Genomic DNA, 19,770 nt, shown 5'->3' with positions numbered 1-19,770 from the left:
CTTTATTGAAAAACATTTTGAAAGAGGTGCTAATTAAATGTTAGGTTTACCATATGGTAAAGTGTTTTTAGTTCCGTGGACCGAAGAGTGGGCAATTGAATTTGTAAAAGAGAAACAATTCATTGAGGAACAAATTGGCGAACATATTTTAGCGATACACCATATTGGTAGTACTTCTATTCCACATTTAAGTGCAAAGCCCATTATTGATATAGCAATTGAATTAGAAAATTATAGGGACGGTATACATTGTATTAAAAAATTAGAACTACTAAACTATAAATATAGAAAAGATGTATTGCCTGAACGATATTATTTTAATAAAGGTGAGCCAAGAACTCATCAAATTCATATGTATGAAAAAGGGAATACATATTTAATAGAACAGTTGCAATTCAGAGATTACTTAATAGTCAATAAAACTGCTCGTATACAGTATGAACAGTTGAAGATTCAACTTTCACAAGCTAATCCTAATGATAAACATCAATATGCAGAGGATAAAACAAATTTTATTACATCGATATTAGCTAAAATACACGCTTAAATTAAATAAGAAACCATTTAGTAGTAAATGGTTTCTTATTTATTAGTTATCTCATTATTTGTACCATCAATAATAAAATCTGCAAATTCATGTGGCTTATGACTTTCTACATACATATCTTCAGCAATCATCCAATTGTTTTCCCACATATCACGCGCAGCTTCTCCATCTCTAGCAATTCCTCTTTTTATACGTGTTTCACGAGGACAATTCACCCATATTTTTAAATCATACATTCCCGCTAGCTCCTGACGTGTTGCATATACACCTTCAATAATTACAATACCACCGGCAGGAACAATGTGGGATCCAACTAAAGAACCCTTTTCCCAATTATAACGCCCTTCTAGTCCATTACTAATCGGATTTAAAACTTCTTTTAAAAGGCGTTTCCAGTCAAAATCTGCACCAATTGATTTATTCGTAGGATTTTCATTTACAATATTTGCAGATGGTAAATAAAAATCATCCATATGAACAATCGTTACAGTTGAAAAATTACTTTTTATTTTATTTGCTAACGTACTTTTACCTGCATCGCCACAGCCATCAATACCTATTATTATAACTGATTGTTCCGTACATTTTTCTTGAACTCTTTCAATTATCTCATTTATCCCCAAATTATTCCATCTCCTTTTTTTATTCTTTTCGTTTTAAATTGAAAACGGATCAAAGTAAATGAGCAATGAAATCATAACTATAAATGCCAATAAACCGATTATCGAAAGAATATATTCCTTCGATTCCCTATCATATTTCCACTCCATCCATGCCCTTAACGTCCATAATGTTCCAAAAAAAAATGAAAAGGGCATATCCTACATTTGCATTTTCATTACTATTAACATAAATGATACTACTTACGAAATAAATAAAGAACAATCCTATTTCCAATTTCACATGCAAGCTATTCACATGCTTATATCCAAAAAAGCCTCTTTTCTCCATATTTAATTTTCTTCTTAAAAACTGTTCTATAAAGTAACCACCTATACCAAGTCCAATAATAATAAGCAAAATTGTAGAAATACCCATTGCTCCCCCTCCTATTACCTTATTTATCTTTAGTAATAAAGTGGACTATATTACGGTTATTCTCTTCTAAATAACTTACAATTCCTTCAGGATATGTTGGTTTCTCCTTTAATTCCTCTATGCCCTTCCATATTAAAATAATATCTTCATATTCTTAATGTCTTATTTCATTTGTAACCCTCTCTTTAACAACTCCCCAATATATCAATGTACAATGATATCCTTTTTCGTTGTTCCACTCGAAAATATGCTCATTTACAACAGCTAGCTCTTGAACATCAATCTTCAAATCGTATTCTTCCATTAATTCTCTTATTATCGCTTCTTTTGCTGTTTCACCAAATTCAATAGAGCCTCCTGGAAAACAATAAAATGATTCATTTTCATCGCATTGAACGAGCACTTTTGAGTTATTTCCATTATAAATAATGACTTCTACACGTAATACAGATCTATTCATTATTTTCCTCCTTTAAATATTTAATTGAAAATTTATTAAAGAAAGAAATATATAATTAATCCAGTTATTATTAGCGCTGTAACTGCAAATAATGAAATCAAGAACTCGCGCGATTCCTTATCATATTTCCACTCCATATATGATTGAAATCCATATAACGTGATAAAAAACAAAAGAGGTACATACCCCATAAATATACGGTTTGGAAAAAAAGCACTTATCGCAATAACAACTATATAAGAGAAAATGATAATTCTATTCCCCCATTTATGTGTTTTATTCACATATTGATTATCCCATCCCTTTTGTTTCGGGATGTTTAATCTTTTCCTTGCTATTTTTTCAAAAACGAATATACATAGTACCCATAAAATTAATAGAGTTATTTTGGCAATTGACAGAAAACTCTCTCCTTTTATTTTCTTACTTTTATTTTCTTACTTTTATTTTCTCTGGCTGATCACTCGGATAAGTAGCCTTTCCTTTATTATCAATGTCCCAACTAACAATTGTCGCACTGTCGCGTCCGAATTGATGATGAACGTGCTCTAATACATGATGAACACTTTCTTCAAGTTTTATATTATTTCTATTCATATCACTATACAGATTTACAGGAGTTTCATACCGACGTTCCCCGCATTCTAATACTCCATCTGTCACCATTACAATTCGATTCTTTCCATTACGTAATTCACGAATCCCTGATGAATAGCAAGGAACAGGTAAATCAAATGTGTTTACATTTCCAATCCATTCGTAAAAATGACGTTGGTTTAATGCATATTGTCCTAACTTATGTAACTCTTCATGAAATACATAAACTAAACAGTCTCCAATAGATAGCCACCATATATAATTTTCTTTTCTTACACATAGTAAGCAAGCTGTTTCACCTTTAATTCTTTGACACTTTTCCTTAAATGAAGAAGATTGAAAGATTGTAAGAATATGATTTTCAATAGATCGAAATACTTTATCAATCGATTCAGCCATCATTTCTTTTATATTTTCATATTCTTTTTGAATTGTATTTACTACTAAATCAACACTTTCTGCACTATTATGTCCATCTAGTATAGCTGCAAATTCCCAATCACCATTTGACCAAACTAACGCACCATCTTCATTCTTTTTTGCTCCGGCACTTATATTCCCGCCGTATTTACCAATTACGATTTCACCATATTGCTTTATCGAAATTTCGTCTAAGCACATTTCTCTACTTCCAACCCATGAATATTGTCTATTATTTGTTGTATGCATATTCACTCACCATATACTTTCGTATTCTTTCGCATAGTTTTTTGATTTTTTCTGTATCACCATAAGGCGCACCGTTCCATTTCGCTACTTCAGTCGGTGACCAAAACTCTTTTGGTGTATTTGCATAACGCGGTATGATGTGCATATGCATATGTGGTACACCATTCCCTGAAACAAAAGTGTAAATATGTTCTGCACCTTCACTTTCTTTTAGTGCTTTACTTACTCTACTTGATATAAGTCCGAACCTTTTTGCTTCTTCATCTGTTAGTTCAGCAAGACCAGGTACATGTCTTTTTATATCTATCATTACATAACCAAGATACGTTTCTTCGCTATCCCAGTGGACATGTCCAACGTAAACGAGTTCATCTTCGTAAATAGCTCCACCTGGAACTGTAATATTTCCTTTATGTTTTTCACAAATGAAGCAATTTTGTTCTACTTGATTATTTGTTGGCATATCCATCACCATCCTTTTTATATATAATATCATAAAAAAGGAAATATAGGATTTATATTCCAAAAATTCATTCTTTTAACGCAACAATTTTGAATTGAATTTACACCTCATTTTTTCTTCAAAAACACAACTCCAATTACAATCCCAATCACAATTCCGATTACTAAATTATTTGTAAAATAACCTTGGACTACACCGATTACAACCCCTATACCGACGCCTATTGCCAAGGCATCATTGCTTTTTTTCTTTTTAGACAAAATAGCATCTCCTCTCATAATTTCTTCCAAAATAATATCTATTTACATGACTTCACTGTCTCCTAATATATTCGCTATTCCACTTAATAATTTCCAAAAAATGTACTTTATTACTTATACTTTTCCACCACATAATCCTCTTCTTAAGAAGAGATTTTAAAGTCGCTATTAAACAAACATATCGTTATTCATCGAAGAATTAAATCAATGAAATAAAAAAACAAGTTTTTGCGTCAGCTGACGGTTCTGTTATCGTTCGAATATAATCTATTCAAACAAAAAACACACTTTGTATAATAAAGTGTGTTTTTTTGTTATCTTCTTTTTTGGTGAAATCCTTGTGTAATACGATCTAATATAATCGCAATGACAACAATGGCTAGTCCCGCTTCAAATCCCATCCCGATATTAACTTGTGTCACAGAGCGGTATACATCAACTCCAAGACCTGGAGCTCCTACAAGCGATGCTGTAACTACCATTGATAAAGAGAGCATAATACTTTGGTTCACACCAGCCATGATCGTTCCAGTTGCGAGTGGTAATTGTACTTTAAATAATTTTTGTGATGCGGTAGAGCCAAACGCATTCGCTGCTTCTATTAAATCTTCTGGAACTTGTCTAATTCCTAAGTCAGTAAAACGAATTGTCGGTGGCATTGCAAAGATTACCGATGCAATAATCCCGGGTACTACACCTACTCCAAAAAATGTAATCGCGGGAATAAGATATACGAAAGCCGGCATTGTTTGCATAAAATCTAATGTCGGTTTTAAAAATTTTGAAAACCGTTCATTTTGCGAAGCTAAAATGCCAATTGGGATACCTACAATAATTGAAATAATAACAGATGTAAGTACAAGAGCTAATGTCTGCATCGTCTGTGCCCAGTAGTTAATATTCAAAATAAATAATAATCCGATGAGTGTAAAAATAACTAAAGATACTTTTCTCGTTGTGTACCAAATGAGGAAACATAAAATAATAATCATCAATATGGCCGGTATTATTATTAAAAAATTAGTGAGTAAATCAACGAATCCGCCGATAATATAAGAGAATCCTCGGAATAAGCCTTCAAAGTGCTCATATAAACTTGCAACAAATGAGTCGACCCATTCCCCTAAAGGAATACGTGGTATACTATTCATCGTCTTTCACCTCTTCTTCAATATTACCTGCAAGAGCTTGAATGACACTTTCACGTTTAATAATTCCTCTTAGCCTTTTCTTCTCATCAATTACTGGTAACGGATATTTCATCTCCGCCATTTTCGCATACGTTTCTTCCAGTAAAGTATCTAAATACACGTGCGGGATATCGGTAAGTAATAAATCAGCAATCGGCCATTGCTTTTGTACTGCTTTACTCGCATCATCTGCCGTTAATATTCCTAAAAACTCATATTTTTTGTTAACAACATAAACTGTAGAAACTCCGGCATTTCTCATAATTTGAAGTGCTACACGTGGTCCACGGTCTATTAATAACGTCTCTGGTCGTTTTAATATAGATTCCGCCGTTATTACTTTTCCTAAATTCACATCCGCCACGAATTTCTCTACAAATTCATTCGCAGGACTCATCATAATTTCTTCTGGCGTTCCAATTTGGACAACTTCTCCATCTTTCATTAACGCAATTCGATCACCAATTCGAAGGGCTTCATCTAAATCATGCGTAATAAAAATAATTGTTTTTTCCATTTTATCTTGTAATTCTAACAGTTCATCTTGCATTTCTTTTCGAATCAGTGGATCTAATGCACTAAATGACTCATCCATAAGTAAAACATCCGGATTATTCGTAAGCGCTCTCGCAATGCCGACACGCTGTTGCATACCACCACTCAGTTGACTTGGATAATTATCTTTATGATGGTCTAATCCAACTAACTTCAAGGACTCTAACGCTTTTCTCTCTCGTTCCTCTACTGGAACTCCTTGTATTTCCAACCCATATGCAACATTTTGCAAAACGGTACGATGAGGGAATAGAGCGAATTTCTGAAACACCATGCTCATCTTCGTTCTTCTCACTCTTCGCAACTCTTCTTTTCCCATCGTTGCGATATCCTCTCCATCTATGTATATATGCCCCGCTGTTGGTCTAATCAGTTGGTTTAACATACGAACTAACGTCGATTTCCCGCTACCAGACAATCCCATAATAACGAAAATTTCTCCCGTATATACTTCGAACGTCGCCTTTTTTACGCCAACGTTCATTCCTGTCTCTTTCAAAATTTCCGATTTACTTTTTCCTTCTTTTAATAAGGTAAGCGCTCTTTGCGGGTGTTTCCCAAATACTTTTGTTACGTTTTCAACACGTACCTTTGTATTATCCATGTCACTACTCCTTTTCTACCCATCTATTCACATAGTGTTGCGATTTTGCAAAGAAATATTACATAAAAATAACATTTATAAGATTTCTTTAAAATTCTTTTTTCCGTTCATAATAAGAATGCTTACTTATACATTTATTTAAAAGCAAACGTTTCTTAGGAGGTTTTTAATGAGAAAGAAAATATGGCTCATATGCCTTGCATTATTTATTACTATGATTTTCTCTTCATGTAATGCAACAAATGCAAATTCGAAAGGAAAAATTAAACTAGGTGTAACAAGTTGGAAAGAAAACATTGCAACTGCAAATATGTGGAAGGTACTACTAGAACAAAAAGGCTACAAAGTTGAACTCATGTATTTAGAAAAAGCGGCAATTTGGACTGGTGTTGCTCGCGGTGATGTTGATGCTAATTTAGAAGTATGGCTACCCGTTACGGATAAACCACTAAATGATCGTTATAAAGATGATATTGTCTTAAAATCAAAATGGTATGAAGGAACCGGACTAGGTTTAGTTGTCCCTTCTTATGTGAAAAACATAAACAGCATTGAAGATCTAAATGCACATAAAGATGAACTAGATAATAAAATTGTCGGAATTGAACCTGGCAGCAGTCTTATGAATTTAACGAATAAAGCGATGAAGGAATATGATATAAAGCTAAAACTTGTCCAGTCTTCTGAAGCTGCTTTGATGAGTGAACTAAAAAAAGCATATACGAAAAAGAAACCAATCGCTGTTACGCTTTGGAATCCACATTGGGGTTTTTCAGAATTTGACTTAAAATATTTAAAAGACCCTAAGAAAGTATATGGTGAAAAAGATGACATTTATTACTCCGTTCGTAAAGGTTTCGAAAAAGATCATCCGGATATCATAAAATACTTTGATAAATGGAAAATGAACGATGAACAGCTTGGTACATTAATGGTCGAGTTAAATAAAACGAAAGATCCCGAAGAAGCGGCGCGAAAATGGATTAAAAAGAATCAAGCGTTAGTCGATGAATGGATAAAAGATTAATAAAACAGGCTAGAGAATATACTTTACTCTCTAGCCTGCTTTCTGCTATTTTTTCGTAACAACATCATCTACAATCCCATATGCCTTCGCTTCTTCTGCAGTCATAAAATAATCTCTTTCTGTATCATGTGCTACTCTTTCAAGCGGTTGCCCTGTTTTTTCTGCAATCATTTTATTAATATCATGTTTTAACTTTAAAATTCTTTTTGCTGTGATTTCAATTTCCGTTGCTTGCCCTTGTGCACCACCAAGCGGCTGATGAATCATAATTTCACTATTTGGGAGTGCAAACCGTTTTCCTTTTGCACCTGATAATAATAGCAATGCACCAAATGATGCTGCAAAGCCCATGCATAGCGTTTGCACGTCTGGTTTGATTAAATTCATCGTATCCAATATGGCAAAACCTGCTGTCGTTGATCCGCCTGGGCTATTAATGTATAAAAATATATCTTTCTCTGCATCTTCTGCTTCTAAAAATAATAATTGAGCTACGACACTACTCGCTACTTGATCATTTATTTCTGAACCGATAATAACAATACGGCCTTTTAATAACCTTGAATATATATCATAGGAACGTTCTCCTAAATTCGTTTGTTCTACAACATATGGAATTGCATTCATTTTAAATCCCTCCAATAATTGTTATGCAACGCAAAGCATACAACTGTAGGAAGAAGGTTGTTTCACATTAAATAATAAGACTGGCTGTTTAGATGGTAACTTAGTAAAATCTATTGTCGGAAGCAATTTCGTTAATAATTCCGGTCTCTCCTCTCGAATAGACGTTACTACAACTTCCATATCATCTGTGAATTCAACTATCTCAATCCCTTCTTCACTTACAGTTTTTAGCCTATTTCTACTACGAAACAAAGAAGCTTTTACTGCCCCTTCCGATACGGAACATACTTTAGCAATATCAGCGATACTATATTGAAAAACATCTTTTAATAATAAAATTGCGGATTGCTGTACATTTAATGAAGATAATACTTTCCCTACCATTTCATGCAAATCTGCAATTTTTTCATGGGGTTCTTCAAAAGTAATTTGGTCTCTTATTTTTTCATGAACTGATTTTGACTTTATTTGATCTAACCAACGATTTCTAGCTATTTTATATACGAGCGTCATACAAATATCTTTATTACTATATTTTTGAAGTACTTTACAAACTGTTTCTTGGGCAAGATCTTCGCCATCCCATTTATTTTTCGTTAAAAATGTACAGTATCTTTTCAACTCTCCGTATTGCTCAATTAAAAAAGTTATATTTGAATGATTCATATCGATATGATTTTTCAAAATATGAGTTACTTTTGTGCACAAAATAACCACTCCTTTTCAGCGCTTACTTAATTAACGATTCAACAAATAAAAAAGTTACGGGGCATATAAAAAAATTATGTTTATGTTCAATAATTCGCGGTCATAAATATGTTATGTACAATTTTACGTGAGGAGGAACAAATTTGCCAAAATTAACAATTGAAGGTGCGGGAACTTTTGATGTAAAAGAAGGCACAAAATTAGTATTAGCAATTGAAGATAACGGTGTAAACATACTCCATCGTTGCGGCGGAAAAGCACGTTGCACAACTTGTAGAGTAGAAATTATAGCCGGTGATTTTTGTGAAGCGAGTGCGAATGAAAAAAATGCGATGACAGAAAAAGGAATTGAAGATCATTTACGATTATCTTGTCAAATGCGTGTACATAAGGATATAGTCGTTCGTCCGGTACTTACAGTTGAAAATTCAGGTCTTGATGCTGGACCACGTCCGGCGGAGTAAAGCGATGGATTTAAAACAGATAGCTGGTGAATATGCTGCAACCTTCGTAAAAGATGGTATGAAGATTGGTCTTGGTACAGGATCAACCGCATACTGGACGATACAAAAATTAGGTCAACGTGTAAAAGAGGGATTATCAATTCAAGCTGTCCCGACATCAAAGGAAACGGAAGCATTGGCACAGCAGCTAAATATTCCGTTGATTTCGTTAAACGACGTACAAAGTCTTGATCTTACAATTGATGGCGCTGATGAAATTGATTCAAATTTACAACTTATAAAAGGAGGCGGTGGCGCATTACTTCGTGAAAAAATCGTTGCCTCTTCCTCTAAAGAACTACTTATCATTGCTGATGAATCGAAACTCGTAACGTATTTAGGTACTTTCCCATTACCTGTTGAAATTATACCTTTTTCACGGAAACAAACCGAAAGGAAAATTCAATCTTTAGGTTGTCAAACAACGTTACGTTTAAAAAATAATGAAATATTTATAACCGATAATAATAATATGATTGTCGATTGTATATTTCCTAATCATATAGCTACTCCTTCCGATTTACACAAACGATTAAAAATGATTACCGGTGTAGTTGAAACCGGATTGTTTGTTAACATGACTAGTAAGGCGATTATTGGAACAAAAAATGGGATTAAGGAATTATAATGAAGGCTGACTCTTACAGTCAGCTTTTTATATTTTCTCTTTATTACGTAACATTATGATATACTATGAAAACAAAAGCACATCACACTAGAAAGGACTGAACAATTTGCACTCCAAAGTCATAACAAAACTTACAGATTTAGAAACTGCCTTTCATATTAGAAGAGAAGTATTTGTAAAAGAACAAAATGTCCTTCTTGAAGATGAATTCGATACATTCGATGAAGTCGGAGAGAAATGTAAACATATTTTAGTTTATTATAACGAGCTTCCTGTTGGTACAGGTCGCATACGATTTGTTAATGGAACTGGAAAATTAGAACGTATTTGTATTTTAAAAGACTATCGTAAATACGGATTAGGAAAAATAATTATTCAAGCGTTAGAAGAAATTGCTCGTGAAAAAGAATCTACAAAAGTAAAATTACACGGTCAAACACAAGCTGAAGGATTTTATAAAAAATTAGGTTATCAAACTTCTTCTGATGTATTTATGGAAGACGGTATTCCGCATATACTTATGACGAAAATGTTATCATAATAAAAAGGGTAGTATATGAAACTACTTTACGTATTCATATACTACCCTTTTTTATTAATAGAAAAATGAATTCTCAAGATGTCCTTTTGCATCAAAGCCCATTATCTCTTATTTCATATCTTAGTAAAGCTTATACTGTTTTCCATAATGATAAAGCATAAATCCAGTTTGGATCCCCATTTCCTTTATAACTCTGCACTGCTTCATATACTTTTCCCTCGTATAGAACTCTATCTCCTTTTTCATATGCTTTCGTTGCATCCCACTCTTCGTATGAAGCGCTTTCAGTTTTTGTAGTAATTGTGAATATATCACTCTGTACAGATTCATTTCCAGCTACATCAACAGCTTTCACTACATATTTATAAGTAGTATTAGGGAGTAAATTTTTATCGATATAAGCAGTCGTATTGGATGTTGCAATCTTTTTCATCGATCCTTCTGTTTCTCTATAAATATCGTAATGGTCTACACCAATATTATCGTCGGAAGGACTCCACATTAAATCCACACTTGACGTTGTTGTTCCCATACTATGTAATCCTTTTGGTTGTGTTGGTGCTTCTGTATCGGGAGCCTCAACTGTCGTTTTTACTGTAAGCTTTGCACTTTCTTTCGAAGCATTTCCAGCTGCGTCAATCGCTTTTACAGTATAAGAATATTCCGTGCTTGGTTGTAATTTTTTATCAATAAAATGAGTGCCCGGTACTGTGTCGATCATCTCTCCGTTACGGAAGATTTGATATCCTTTTACCCCTACATTATCCGTAGAAGCGGTCCATGCTAGTTCAATACTATGCGCTGTTACTTTTTGGGCCTGTATTCCATTTGGAATACTTGGAGCCTCTGTATCTGGTTTTACGTCATTGATGAGATTAACATCAATAACATTATAGAATGCATTTGCTGTATCGGCTACATCCCATACTGCTAAAATCACATGATATCCACTACGATCAGTAGGTACATTGATTTTGTGAGTTAAATGATTTGAGGCTGCAGAACCATCATGTTGTACAGTTCCAATCGGTTCAAAATCTGCTCTTGTGAGCGCTTTATTTGGATTCCATCCTTTTTTTGTAATATAGTAATGCCATTTGCTCGTTAAATGAGGCGCTGTATACTTCCAAGTAAATGTATTTTCTCCACCAGTGATTGTATTTTTAAACCAACGATCTGCTGTTTGTTGATCTAACACACCACCAAATTTACCACCTGCAGAAGCGATTTGTCCATCAACTGGGCCACCTTGCGGGAAGCCTTTTGGAGCTTCCAAACTTTGCGGTTCATACATAACACTTCCGCAATTTACATTTAGTGCACCATAAGTTGGACTACATAAAGCAGATCGGCTGCTCGGCTTTTCAACAAAACCGTGCGCGTATGCGTTTTGAGGAATAAGTGTTGTGCCAATAATTCCAGCTGTTAACGCAACAGCTCCTAGACTTTTTTTGTTCATTTTCATGTTTTGTAGTTGTTTTAAAAATCGATTCTTCATGTTCCTGTCCCCTTTTTGTTATAATTCGTAGTGTAATGTGGGCTTCGATGTAAAAGAATAACAAGAGACAATCTTGTAACGATGTATGTGTGTGTTATGCATACACCGCAGTGAAAATATATTTCATTTCTTGTGAAATATTTCACTTGATGAATATATCATGACATAGAAATCATCAAAGTATGTGCAGAAGTTGTGCAGAAATGATGAAAGCATTAGTAACACGTAAAACTATGGTCCGAATTTACAAAACAGAATATTCAACATTTCAAAACAACGAATTCTCCGCTTCATATAAAAAAGAGTGTCTATATCATTTCATATAGACACTCTTCTCATGTATAATTTTCTATTTATTATTGACCTATAAATGTAAAAATCTCATCAGCAGCTTCCTGAGAGCCACCAGATTTCCGGAAAGATTTCTTCAAATTCCATGCAACTTCTTTATATGATGGATTATTTAATACAAGTTCTACACTTTCACGTAGTTGTTCTACAGTTAATTCTTTCATAGATAACTTAATCCCAGCTCCTAGATTCTCCACTTGCTTTGCGATTACTGGCTGATCTGCACTTTGCGGAATTACAATGAGTGGAATCCCGTTATATAGCCCTTCATGTGTACTGTTCATTCCACCATGTGTAATAAACAACTTTGTATATGCAAGTAGTTTCATTTGTGGTACATAGTTTTTTACAATGAAGTTTTTAGGAATAGCACCTAAATCACTTATTTTCGTTTTATTACCAATAGACATCACAATTGTATGCTCGCTATTCTCGAACGCCTTCATACAAAGTTTATAAAAATCAAGCGCTTCATTAAAAACAGTGCCTAGCGAAATGTAAATCGGGCTTTTTTCTTCAATTGAAGTAAAATCAAAGTCTTCATTTTTTACTTGTGCAGGGATGGATGGACCTACAAATTTAAATGTTTCATTAAACATATCTCCAAAAGGCTGGAACTCTTTTATTGTATATACAATAGTAAGTGACGCTGGATTACAGAAAACTTCATATGGTGAGTTTATTTCAACACTATACTTTTCCGCAACCTCCTTAGTTAATCTTTCAAAATCATTATGTATCCTCTCCTGAACTTTCACTGGGATACTTTTAGACAAGTGATCTAACATTTGTTGAAATGATTTTTCATCTTGTGCAAAAGATGTACAGGAATTTATTGCCGGAAGCTTTAAAATTTGAGCAATTATACGGCCACAGCCAAACATCGAATCATGAATCATATAATCAAAATGTTCTCCTTCAATTTGTTCAAGAACACTTGGTATAATAACATCTGCTGTATGTAGAAGGCCATTTATTCTTTCCTGCAAATAATTTCGGCCACCGGAAAGAAATGCTTTTATAAACCTTTGGTCGTCAATTGTTCTTACAATAGCCCCTGTTTTTTCAATACGTTCTCTGAAAGCTTCTATTGAAAAATAAACTACCTCTTCTCCACGCGAAACTAATTCTTCTACAACTTGCAACGTTGGATTTATATGTCCTTCTGATCCAGCATTAATGAATAAAACACGTGCCACTTAAAACACTCCTTAAGTCAAATCTTTTCTATCATATTAAGAATATGGATACTCTCCAAAATCTTTGTTTTATACTATTCTTTTATTAAATTGACCTTGCAAGCCTAAAACCAAGATCATCTATATGAAATGTAGGATGGCTACGTCGGCGACAAGTCGCGCCACAGCCTCTAGCTTCTTCAGCCCAACTGCCACCTCGAAAAATCCGGTATGATCCATACACCTTTTCATCATACAAATCATAGCACCATTCCCAAACGTTCCCTAACATATCATAAAGTCCCCATGCATTCGGCTCTTTTTTACCAACGTCTTGAATTTGTCCGTTTGAATTTTCATTATACCATGCTATTTTCTGAAGTTCTCCATATGTATATCCTGGCGTATCTGCTTTACATGCGTATTGCCACTCTGCCTCAGACGGTAATCGATAGCCATTTGAATGGAAGTTACAACGAACCTTTTTCCCATCATCTTGTATTGAATAAAACTCTGTAAGCCCTGCTGTTTTAGAGAGTGAATTACAAAAAGTAATTGCATCATGCCATGAAATATTTACAACTGGCTTATTGTTATTTTTATAATCATTACATGTACTATTTATAATAGCATCATATAATTCCATCGTTACAACATACTTTGCAAGAAGAAATGGTTTGATTTGCACTTGCCATTCTTTCTTTATTCGATCATCTCTTAATACTACTTCTCCTTTTGGAATATTGATCATTAATGAATCGATCCTTTGAATTAAATCGTTATTCATTTACTATTCCTCCAAGCATTATTTTTACATAGGTTCCTATTACAAAATTCAATTTTCAGGAATGTTTAAATACATCATAATAAAAAAAGATTAGTTTTATTAAACTAATCTTTAATATCCACAAAGAATTGTTGTATCACATGCTATTATATGCGTTCTAAAAACTTCCGAACCTCACTTGAAGATTTTAAAACAATAACCTTTTTCTCTTCTGGCAACTGCTCTAACTTTTTTATAATTGTAGGTCGTTTAACATTAGGATATTCCCATATCCATTTAAAAAATTGCAAATCAAATCTTTCCTTACATCCCGCGCTCATATCCGGTCTTGTTTTATTCCGATATTGTATAACTCTTTTAAAAGCACGATAAGCACATATCGTTCTATGAATATCAAGAAAAATAATTGTATCAGCTGCGTTCATTCTTATATCCATTGTCCCACCATAATTCCCATCAATAATCCACTCATCTTCTTTAACTAATTCATTTTGAACCGTTCTTTGCTCCTCTTTCGGTACCCCTTCCCAATTCGGTTTCCAAAATAACGCATCAAGATGATGTACTTTAATATTTAATTTATTTCCTAACTGCCTTGCTAGTGTAGATTTTCCTGAACCACCAGAACCTATTAATATAATTTTTTTCATTTTCGTGCGATCCTTTCTATTGACTCTTCAATAGCCTCTTTATTAGCAAAAATCCAGAAAAACATCTCTTCATTTAACTTTAATAAATCTTTTAACTGAACAAAATAAGTAATAAAGATAACTTGAATCGAAAGCATGACATACCAAATAGACTGTAGTTCTTCTTTCATTAAAATGTTTTGTTTATTATATCCTTCAAAGATTGTGCTGATAATATGTTGCCACTTCCCTCTTAATACTTCATCACTATATAACTCACTCAAAATACTCGTACAGCAATAGCATAAATCGAATACTCTTACATTACTTTCTAATAGTTCAAAATCTATAAAACCTTGAAATTCATTATCTTTAAAGATTACATTGGATAAGTGCATATCACGATGAATAATTTGCTCTCGTAATGGGTGAACTATTTCTTTGAAAGCTGTATGTATTTGATTCATTTTTCGAATTACATCCTGATGAACATACTCATTCTTTTCTAAAATAGGTAAAGCCCATCCGTATACTACTTTATACAAATCTCTTTTTACTAACTCATTATTATTCAGCGAATTAAGTGCTTGATGTAAATTAGCTATTTCTTCTCCAATTGTACTTCCTAGCTCCTTCAGATTTTCTGTATCTTTTATTTCAAGTCCACTTCCAGCAATATATTTGTACAAACAATAATACTTCTCTTTATAAAATACATACTTTTTACTATTACTCGTTTTCACTAATTTTTGTACTTTAACCCCTTTTTCCTCAAGCTGTTCTAATACATGTATTTCAACTAATAGTTGTTTTATCGATCCCTTTTCCTTCAAAATATAGGATTTATTATTACAATGAATCTTTGTTACGTTTGCTTTTATTTCAGTAGCTGTGACATCTTTATCTTCAAACCAAAAATTCACAATTTCTAATATATCCTCCATAATAAATACCTCCATTTAAAATCGCTTATTCGTCCTTAATATAAACTCAAAAAGAAATCCTACCCCAACACCAATTGTATAAGCAACTAAATCACTCCACAAAAACCCATAACCTAACACGAGTCCACCTAAAGTCGTTGCACGAATGCTATCTATCCATTCGGCATGGTACAATTGGCTCACTTCAATCCCGTAGCAAAACATTAAACTAATAAAAGCCAATTTCTTCGTCGCTATTTTAGGAAATAAAAATCCAAATCCAATGAAAATCATTAACGCCCATAAAGCATCACCTAAATAATCATTTAATAGAGCCGGCAGCGCAAAAGCAAATTTTCTTGAACTAAGCCCTAAAATAATAACAAGGATTGTAAACATTGCGTATAGTAATCTATTTCATTTCGTATTCATTTCAAAACTCCTAATTCATCATTTATAACTGCAAAATAGCTAGTAAAATATAATCATTTTACTAGCTATTTATTAACTGCTTTAACAATAAGAAAATGTGGATTTGTATTTAAATAGTAATAAGATTTTTCATTTACTTCTTTCATCTTTTCAACTGGCCTCGGTTCAACCATTTTTTCTAACATAAAATAATTTGTTGTTTCATTAATAATATCTTGAAGTGACCTTCTAAAAAATTCAACTTCAATTGTAATGTTTGGTTTAACCCAAGTATCTACTAATAATTGTTTTTCGAAATAATTTTTACAAGTAAACTTTGTAAAGTCCATAAAAGGATGATGAATGGAGTATATAAATTCTCCACCTGGCTTCAGTACTCGACGAAACTCCTGAAATACTTGATTCCAATTTTGTAAATAATGAAGAGTTAACGAACTTACAATTACATCAAAAGTATGATCTTCAAACGGTAATACTTCTTGCAAGTCATGACAAAGAAACGTTGCTTTATCCCCCATACTTTCCTTTGCAGCTTTTACCATTTCATAACTTACGTCAATTGCAGTAACATTTGCTCCTCTTTCTACAAATTGAGAAGTATACCATCCAGCTGCACATCCGGCATCTAGTATACTCTTCCCTTCTAATTTCTTTGGAACCATCTCCATCATCGCTGGTCTTTCATAATAGCTGTTATATGGATTTGCCACATCTAGATTTTCTTTATATGTACTCGCTAATTTATCATATGTATCTTTGATCGTGTCTTTCAATACATCCACCCCTTATACATATTAATCTAATAACTCTTGCTGCTTTTTCTTTGAAAATGACTGCAGAACTAAATCATACGACCAATCAATCATCTTATTAATTTGCACCTGTTCCACATCTTTATGTATATACACCGTATTCCAATGTTTTTTATTCATATGATAACCCGGAATGATTGTTTCTGGATACTCTTCTCTTAATCTTAGCGCAAGTTCTGGATCACATTTTAATGTTATTGCCGCTTTTTCGCCTTCTTCATGGTTCAATATCGCAAATATTTTATTATTAAGCCTCATACATGTTGCATTCCAACCATCAGGAGAATCTTCTGTCGCTTTTCTTTTCGATAAACAATACGCTCTTGTCGCAATCATTCTAATTGTCACCTCTTATTCTTTCACTATTTGATTACGGTGCATCACAATTTGTTTCGTCACTTGAAATTGCTGTTGACCATAAAACTTTATAAGTTTCTCTCCACAAAATAGGCTCACAATATTGATATGAGATATCTCTTCAAGCAACATTGTAAGCATCTTCTCACCAATACCTTTATTTCTTACACTCTCATGCACAACAACATCTTCTATGTACGCTCGAAAAACACCATCAGACACAACTCTAGCAAATCCAATTAACTCATTTTCTTTCCATACCCCAATTGCTATACTGTTTTTTAACATTTTTTGAATATCGATTTCTTTTCTTTCAGGCCACCAACCGACAGAATCGTAAAGCCTCTTTAATTTTTCTGAACAGATTAGTTTCTCATCTTGTAATTTATATGTATACATTTTCTTTCTCCCATTTAATATGATATAAATTATTATAAATGATTTTATAAATTTACAATATAGATTTTACAATTGCAATATAAACAATTCTCTAATACCTTTCCTATCTCCTCTATTAAGTTAGATTATTTTAAATTAATGAATTTATGGAAATACAAAACAACTAATAAAATATTTACCTATTAAACTTTGAATTACTTGTAAGAAATGGTAAAGTTAATAAGGTAAAAAATACATTAAGTGAGGCGATTTTTTGAAAAAGTTTAGTTTATTACTAACAGCATTTGTCATGATTTTAACATTGTTCATTCCAAATCTTACAAGTGCTAAAGCTTTCCCAGATGTCCAATCTAATCATTGGGCAATTAAGGAAATTAACTATTTATCGGATAAAGGTATCATTAATGGTACGCCAGAAGGAACTTTTAAACCGGGTGATGATGTAACTCGTGGACAAATGGCCTTAATGCTAGATTTATCATTAAAATTAGAAAAACCATCTAGCTATAATCATATTTTTTCCGATGTAGCCAAAGGTATCTATTACTATGATTCTGTACATAAGTTAGCACATAATAACATTGTACAACGTGAAACAAACTATTTCCCTGACCGTTCATTAACTCGTGCAGAAATGGCAGTAGTTTTAGTTAAAACTTTTAATTTGCAACCTACAGGTGCAGACGTCAATTTCCCTGATGTTCCATCTACTCATTGGGGTTACAATTTTGTCAAAATTTTAGCTCAAAATAATATTACAGCTGGGTTTCCTGATGGTACATTTGGTCCAGACGTAAAAGTAACTCGTGAACAGTTCGCTGCATTTTTAGCTCGTGTATTAGAACCTAGTTTCCGTCCGGCTCTTCCTAAGCCTAAAGGAGAGTTAGAAGTTCATTATATAAATGTCGGACAAGGTGATGCGACGTTTATTAAATCTCCAAGTGGAGAAACGATTCTTATTGATGGCGGAAATAACGGGAAAGGTAAAGTAGTAGCAAACTATTTAAAAGGATTAGGATTCCAAACTATCGATTATATGATTGCCACTCATCCTGATGCTGATCATGTAGGTGGATTAGATGAAGTACTTTATGCTATGAACGTAAAAAACGTTTACGCACCTAAAGTAAGTCATACGACACAAACGTTTAAAGACTTTTTAACTGCAGTAGCTAACAAAGGGTTAACTATTAAAGAAGCGAAGTCTGGAGTAACTTTACCAATCAATGGTTTAAACTCACAATTTTTAGCTCCTGTTAAAGAATACGGTAACGATCTAAATGAGTGGAGTGCGGTATTAAAAGTAACACATGGCAGCAAATCTTTCTTATTTACTGGTGATGCTGAATCTAAAAGTGAAAAAGATATGGTTGCAACGTATGGTTCCGGCCTAAAATCCGATGTATTAAAACCTGGCCATCACGGAAGTAAGACATCTTCTTCTCAGCTATTTTTAGATGCAGTGAAACCAAGTATCGCTGTAATCAGTGCAGGTGCAGGTAACCGATATGGCCATCCTACTCAGGAAACTTTAGCAAAGTTAAATGCAATGTCTGTTAAAGTATATAGAACTGATTTAAATGGAACTGTAATTATTAATAGTGATGGTTCTAACATTTCTGTAAGAACGGAGAGATAATTATGAAGAGAGGTATTATTGACCGTTTTGAAGGCGAACTAGCAGTTATTGAAGTGAATAACGTAACAATTGATGTACCTAAATCCAAACTCCCTTCCACTGCAAAAGAGGGTGATGTTCTTATAATAGAGGATGATACGTATACAATTGATAAGGATGAAACAGATAAAAGAAGACGTGAAATACAAGATTTAATGAATAAGCTATTTGAATAGTAAAAAAAGAAAATCCTTGTAATACGAATCGAACTATTTCTTCGCATAATTGCATCAGATTGATTAGTTTCTATAAACTAAAAAAAGCATCGCCTTATTGGCGATGCTTTTAAAATCCACTTTTTTGTAAAAC

The 19,770-nt window shown here is 33.3% G+C and carries 25 protein-coding genes and 2 pseudogenes; 7 read left to right on the top strand and 20 right to left on the bottom strand.

Features of this window, described 5'->3' with window-relative positions; translation table 11 throughout:
* Positions 1 to 37 precede the first annotated feature (37 nt).
* Positions 38 to 547 (top strand): GrpB family protein, encoded by a 510-nt coding sequence (locus tag QCI73_RS13785; protein ID WP_353823150.1) that lies wholly within the window; start codon positions 38 to 40, stop codon positions 545 to 547.
* Positions 548 to 582: 35 nt separating this feature from the next.
* On the opposite strand, the gene QCI73_RS13780 is transcribed toward QCI73_RS13785, so the two are convergent.
* The 9 genes and pseudogenes from QCI73_RS13780 to QCI73_RS13740 all read right to left on the bottom strand — a co-directional run bounded on the left by QCI73_RS13780 (position 583) and on the right by QCI73_RS13740 (position 6,383).
* Entirely contained in the window at positions 583 to 1,170 is a 588-nt protein-coding gene (locus QCI73_RS13780) for a uridine kinase family protein (protein ID WP_353823149.1), read from the bottom strand.
* Positions 1,171 to 1,203: 33 nt separating this feature from the next.
* Positions 1,204 to 1,585: pseudogene (locus tag QCI73_RS13775) on the bottom strand (DUF4181 domain-containing protein).
* Between the two features lie 19 nt (positions 1,586 to 1,604).
* A pseudogene (locus tag QCI73_RS13770) lies at positions 1,605 to 2,045 on the bottom strand (NUDIX domain-containing protein).
* A 35-nt stretch (positions 2,046 to 2,080) separates the two neighbouring features.
* Positions 2,081 to 2,419 carry a DUF4181 domain-containing protein gene (locus QCI73_RS13765; RefSeq protein WP_168176182.1) on the bottom strand — a complete coding sequence of 113 codons (339 nt, stop codon included), beginning with the start codon at positions 2,417 to 2,419 and terminating at the stop codon, positions 2,081 to 2,083.
* Positions 2,420 to 2,474: 55 nt separating this feature from the next.
* Positions 2,475 to 3,311, bottom strand: a complete 837-nt coding sequence (locus QCI73_RS13760) for a PP2C family serine/threonine-protein phosphatase (RefSeq protein WP_353823148.1) — start codon at positions 3,309 to 3,311, stop codon at positions 2,475 to 2,477.
* Positions 3,295 to 3,780 carry an HIT family protein gene (locus tag QCI73_RS13755; RefSeq protein WP_353823147.1) on the bottom strand — a complete coding sequence of 162 codons (486 nt, stop codon included), beginning with the start codon at positions 3,778 to 3,780 and terminating at the stop codon, positions 3,295 to 3,297. Before QCI73_RS13755 ends, QCI73_RS13760 begins: the two co-directional genes overlap by 17 nt.
* 101 nt (positions 3,781 to 3,881) lie before the next feature.
* Positions 3,882 to 4,052, bottom strand: a complete 171-nt coding sequence (locus QCI73_RS13750; protein ID WP_002092099.1) for a glycine zipper domain-containing protein — start codon at positions 4,050 to 4,052, stop codon at positions 3,882 to 3,884.
* Positions 4,053 to 4,348: 296 nt separating this feature from the next.
* Positions 4,349 to 5,185 carry an ABC transporter permease gene (locus tag QCI73_RS13745; protein WP_001084753.1) on the bottom strand — a complete coding sequence of 279 codons (837 nt, stop codon included), beginning with the start codon at positions 5,183 to 5,185 and terminating at the stop codon, positions 4,349 to 4,351.
* A complete protein-coding gene (locus QCI73_RS13740) occupies positions 5,178 to 6,383 on the bottom strand; it encodes a quaternary amine ABC transporter ATP-binding protein (protein WP_000370624.1) in 1,206 nt (401 codons plus the stop codon). The genes QCI73_RS13745 and QCI73_RS13740 overlap by 8 nt, the downstream gene beginning before the upstream one ends.
* A 169-nt stretch (positions 6,384 to 6,552) precedes the next feature.
* Here QCI73_RS13740 and QCI73_RS13735 point away from each other — a divergent pair, with 169 nt between their 5' ends.
* The gene (locus QCI73_RS13735) at positions 6,553 to 7,410 is read left to right on the top strand and encodes a glycine betaine ABC transporter substrate-binding protein (RefSeq protein ID WP_001227645.1); all 858 of its coding nucleotides are present in this window, start codon (positions 6,553 to 6,555) and stop codon (positions 7,408 to 7,410) included.
* Positions 7,411 to 7,455: 45 nt separating this feature from the next.
* Here the strand turns inward: QCI73_RS13735 and clpP are convergent, their stop codons facing one another.
* Both clpP and QCI73_RS13725 read right to left on the bottom strand, forming a co-directional pair.
* The gene (clpP, locus tag QCI73_RS13730) at positions 7,456 to 8,037 is read right to left on the bottom strand and encodes an ATP-dependent Clp endopeptidase proteolytic subunit ClpP (protein ID WP_353823146.1); all 582 of its coding nucleotides are present in this window, start codon (positions 8,035 to 8,037) and stop codon (positions 7,456 to 7,458) included.
* 21 nt (positions 8,038 to 8,058) lie between these two features.
* Positions 8,059 to 8,745, bottom strand: coding sequence for an RNA polymerase subunit sigma-70 (locus QCI73_RS13725; RefSeq protein ID WP_000337493.1), 687 nt, complete (start codon positions 8,743 to 8,745; stop codon positions 8,059 to 8,061).
* A gap of 143 nt (positions 8,746 to 8,888) precedes the next feature.
* On the opposite strand from QCI73_RS13725, the gene QCI73_RS13720 reads away from it, so the two are divergent.
* The 3 genes from QCI73_RS13720 to QCI73_RS13710 all read left to right on the top strand — a co-directional run bounded on the left by QCI73_RS13720 (position 8,889) and on the right by QCI73_RS13710 (position 10,417).
* On the top strand, positions 8,889 to 9,209 hold the full coding sequence (locus tag QCI73_RS13720; RefSeq protein WP_001125378.1) for a 2Fe-2S iron-sulfur cluster-binding protein: 321 nt from the start codon (positions 8,889 to 8,891) through the stop codon (positions 9,207 to 9,209).
* Positions 9,210 to 9,213: 4 nt separating this feature from the next.
* A complete protein-coding gene (rpiA, locus tag QCI73_RS13715; protein WP_353823145.1) occupies positions 9,214 to 9,876 on the top strand; it encodes a ribose 5-phosphate isomerase A in 663 nt (220 codons plus the stop codon).
* 106 nt (positions 9,877 to 9,982) lie between these two features.
* Positions 9,983 to 10,417 (top strand): GNAT family N-acetyltransferase, encoded by a 435-nt coding sequence (locus QCI73_RS13710; protein ID WP_353823144.1) that lies wholly within the window; start codon positions 9,983 to 9,985, stop codon positions 10,415 to 10,417.
* A 130-nt stretch (positions 10,418 to 10,547) separates the two neighbouring features.
* On the opposite strand, the gene QCI73_RS13705 is transcribed toward QCI73_RS13710, so the two are convergent.
* The 9 genes from QCI73_RS13705 to QCI73_RS13665 all read right to left on the bottom strand — a co-directional run bounded on the left by QCI73_RS13705 (position 10,548) and on the right by QCI73_RS13665 (position 17,783).
* Positions 10,548 to 11,915 carry a lytic polysaccharide monooxygenase gene (locus tag QCI73_RS13705; protein WP_327923815.1) on the bottom strand — a complete coding sequence of 456 codons (1,368 nt, stop codon included), beginning with the start codon at positions 11,913 to 11,915 and terminating at the stop codon, positions 10,548 to 10,550.
* A gap of 356 nt (positions 11,916 to 12,271) precedes the next feature.
* Positions 12,272 to 13,465 carry a macrolide family glycosyltransferase gene (locus QCI73_RS13700; RefSeq protein WP_353823143.1) on the bottom strand — a complete coding sequence of 398 codons (1,194 nt, stop codon included), beginning with the start codon at positions 13,463 to 13,465 and terminating at the stop codon, positions 12,272 to 12,274.
* 85 nt (positions 13,466 to 13,550) lie between these two features.
* Positions 13,551 to 14,231: a formylglycine-generating enzyme family protein gene (locus QCI73_RS13695; protein ID WP_353823142.1), complete on the bottom strand. Its 681-nt coding sequence runs from the start codon at positions 14,229 to 14,231 to the stop codon at positions 13,551 to 13,553.
* Positions 14,232 to 14,377: 146 nt separating this feature from the next.
* Positions 14,378 to 14,881: a DNA topology modulation protein gene (locus QCI73_RS13690; protein WP_327923813.1), complete on the bottom strand. Its 504-nt coding sequence runs from the start codon at positions 14,879 to 14,881 to the stop codon at positions 14,378 to 14,380.
* Positions 14,878 to 15,804, bottom strand: a complete 927-nt coding sequence (locus QCI73_RS13685; protein ID WP_327923812.1) for a phosphotransferase enzyme family protein — start codon at positions 15,802 to 15,804, stop codon at positions 14,878 to 14,880. The genes QCI73_RS13690 and QCI73_RS13685 overlap by 4 nt, the downstream gene beginning before the upstream one ends.
* A gap of 15 nt (positions 15,805 to 15,819) precedes the next feature.
* Complete coding sequence (locus QCI73_RS13680; RefSeq protein WP_353823141.1) at positions 15,820 to 16,182, bottom strand: ribosomal maturation YjgA family protein; 363 nt, start codon at positions 16,180 to 16,182, stop codon at positions 15,820 to 15,822.
* Between the two features lie 98 nt (positions 16,183 to 16,280).
* Positions 16,281 to 16,988, bottom strand: a complete 708-nt coding sequence (locus QCI73_RS13675) for a class I SAM-dependent methyltransferase (RefSeq protein ID WP_000655490.1) — start codon at positions 16,986 to 16,988, stop codon at positions 16,281 to 16,283.
* Positions 16,989 to 17,009: 21 nt separating this feature from the next.
* Complete coding sequence (locus tag QCI73_RS13670) at positions 17,010 to 17,363, bottom strand: MmcQ/YjbR family DNA-binding protein (protein WP_000562184.1); 354 nt, start codon at positions 17,361 to 17,363, stop codon at positions 17,010 to 17,012.
* A 15-nt stretch (positions 17,364 to 17,378) separates the two neighbouring features.
* Positions 17,379 to 17,783 carry a GNAT family N-acetyltransferase gene (locus QCI73_RS13665; RefSeq protein ID WP_327923810.1) on the bottom strand — a complete coding sequence of 135 codons (405 nt, stop codon included), beginning with the start codon at positions 17,781 to 17,783 and terminating at the stop codon, positions 17,379 to 17,381.
* A gap of 253 nt (positions 17,784 to 18,036) precedes the next feature.
* Between QCI73_RS13665 and QCI73_RS13660 the strand changes: the two genes are divergently transcribed.
* Entirely contained in the window at positions 18,037 to 19,422 is a 1,386-nt protein-coding gene (locus tag QCI73_RS13660) for an S-layer homology domain-containing protein (protein WP_076870778.1), read from the top strand.
* A gap of 2 nt (positions 19,423 to 19,424) precedes the next feature.
* Entirely contained in the window at positions 19,425 to 19,637 is a 213-nt protein-coding gene (locus tag QCI73_RS13655; protein ID WP_000820164.1) for a DUF3006 domain-containing protein, read from the top strand.
* Positions 19,638 to 19,770 lie beyond the last annotated feature (133 nt).

This window comes from Bacillus cereus group sp. MG16, from assembly GCF_040459875.1.
In the GTDB taxonomy this organism is placed as follows: Bacteria; Bacillota; Bacilli; order Bacillales; family Bacillaceae_G; genus Bacillus_A; species Bacillus_A paranthracis.
Note: the sequence above shows the minus strand (reverse complement) of the source record. Positions and strands in the feature narration are given on the sequence as shown.

Coding starts and splice junctions, on each gene's coding strand:
- QCI73_RS13785 (WP_353823150.1), top strand. CDS start 38: ATGTTAGGTTTACCATATGGTAAAGTGTTTTTAGTTCCGTGGACCGAA.
- QCI73_RS13760 (WP_353823148.1), bottom strand. CDS start 3,311: ATGCATACAACAAATAATAGACAATATTCATGGGTTGGAAGTAGAGAA.
- QCI73_RS13755 (WP_353823147.1), bottom strand. CDS start 3,780: ATGGATATGCCAACAAATAATCAAGTAGAACAAAATTGCTTCATTTGT.
- QCI73_RS13750 (WP_002092099.1), bottom strand. CDS start 4,052: ATGAGAGGAGATGCTATTTTGTCTAAAAAGAAAAAAAGCAATGATGCC.
- QCI73_RS13745 (WP_001084753.1), bottom strand. CDS start 5,185: ATGAATAGTATACCACGTATTCCTTTAGGGGAATGGGTCGACTCATTT.
- QCI73_RS13740 (WP_000370624.1), bottom strand. CDS start 6,383: ATGGATAATACAAAGGTACGTGTTGAAAACGTAACAAAAGTATTTGGG.
- QCI73_RS13735 (WP_001227645.1), top strand. CDS start 6,553: ATGAGAAAGAAAATATGGCTCATATGCCTTGCATTATTTATTACTATG.
- clpP (WP_353823146.1), bottom strand. CDS start 8,037: ATGAATGCAATTCCATATGTTGTAGAACAAACGAATTTAGGAGAACGT.
- rpiA (WP_353823145.1), top strand. CDS start 9,214: ATGGATTTAAAACAGATAGCTGGTGAATATGCTGCAACCTTCGTAAAA.
- QCI73_RS13705 (WP_327923815.1), bottom strand. CDS start 11,915: ATGAAGAATCGATTTTTAAAACAACTACAAAACATGAAAATGAACAAA.
- QCI73_RS13695 (WP_353823142.1), bottom strand. CDS start 14,231: ATGAATAACGATTTAATTCAAAGGATCGATTCATTAATGATCAATATT.
- QCI73_RS13690 (WP_327923813.1), bottom strand. CDS start 14,881: ATGAAAAAAATTATATTAATAGGTTCTGGTGGTTCAGGAAAATCTACA.
- QCI73_RS13685 (WP_327923812.1), bottom strand. CDS start 15,804: ATGGAGGATATATTAGAAATTGTGAATTTTTGGTTTGAAGATAAAGAT.
- QCI73_RS13680 (WP_353823141.1), bottom strand. CDS start 16,182: ATGTTTACAATCCTTGTTATTATTTTAGGGCTTAGTTCAAGAAAATTT.
- QCI73_RS13670 (WP_000562184.1), bottom strand. CDS start 17,363: ATGATTGCGACAAGAGCGTATTGTTTATCGAAAAGAAAAGCGACAGAA.
- QCI73_RS13665 (WP_327923810.1), bottom strand. CDS start 17,783: ATGTATACATATAAATTACAAGATGAGAAACTAATCTGTTCAGAAAAA.
- QCI73_RS13655 (WP_000820164.1), top strand. CDS start 19,425: ATGAAGAGAGGTATTATTGACCGTTTTGAAGGCGAACTAGCAGTTATT.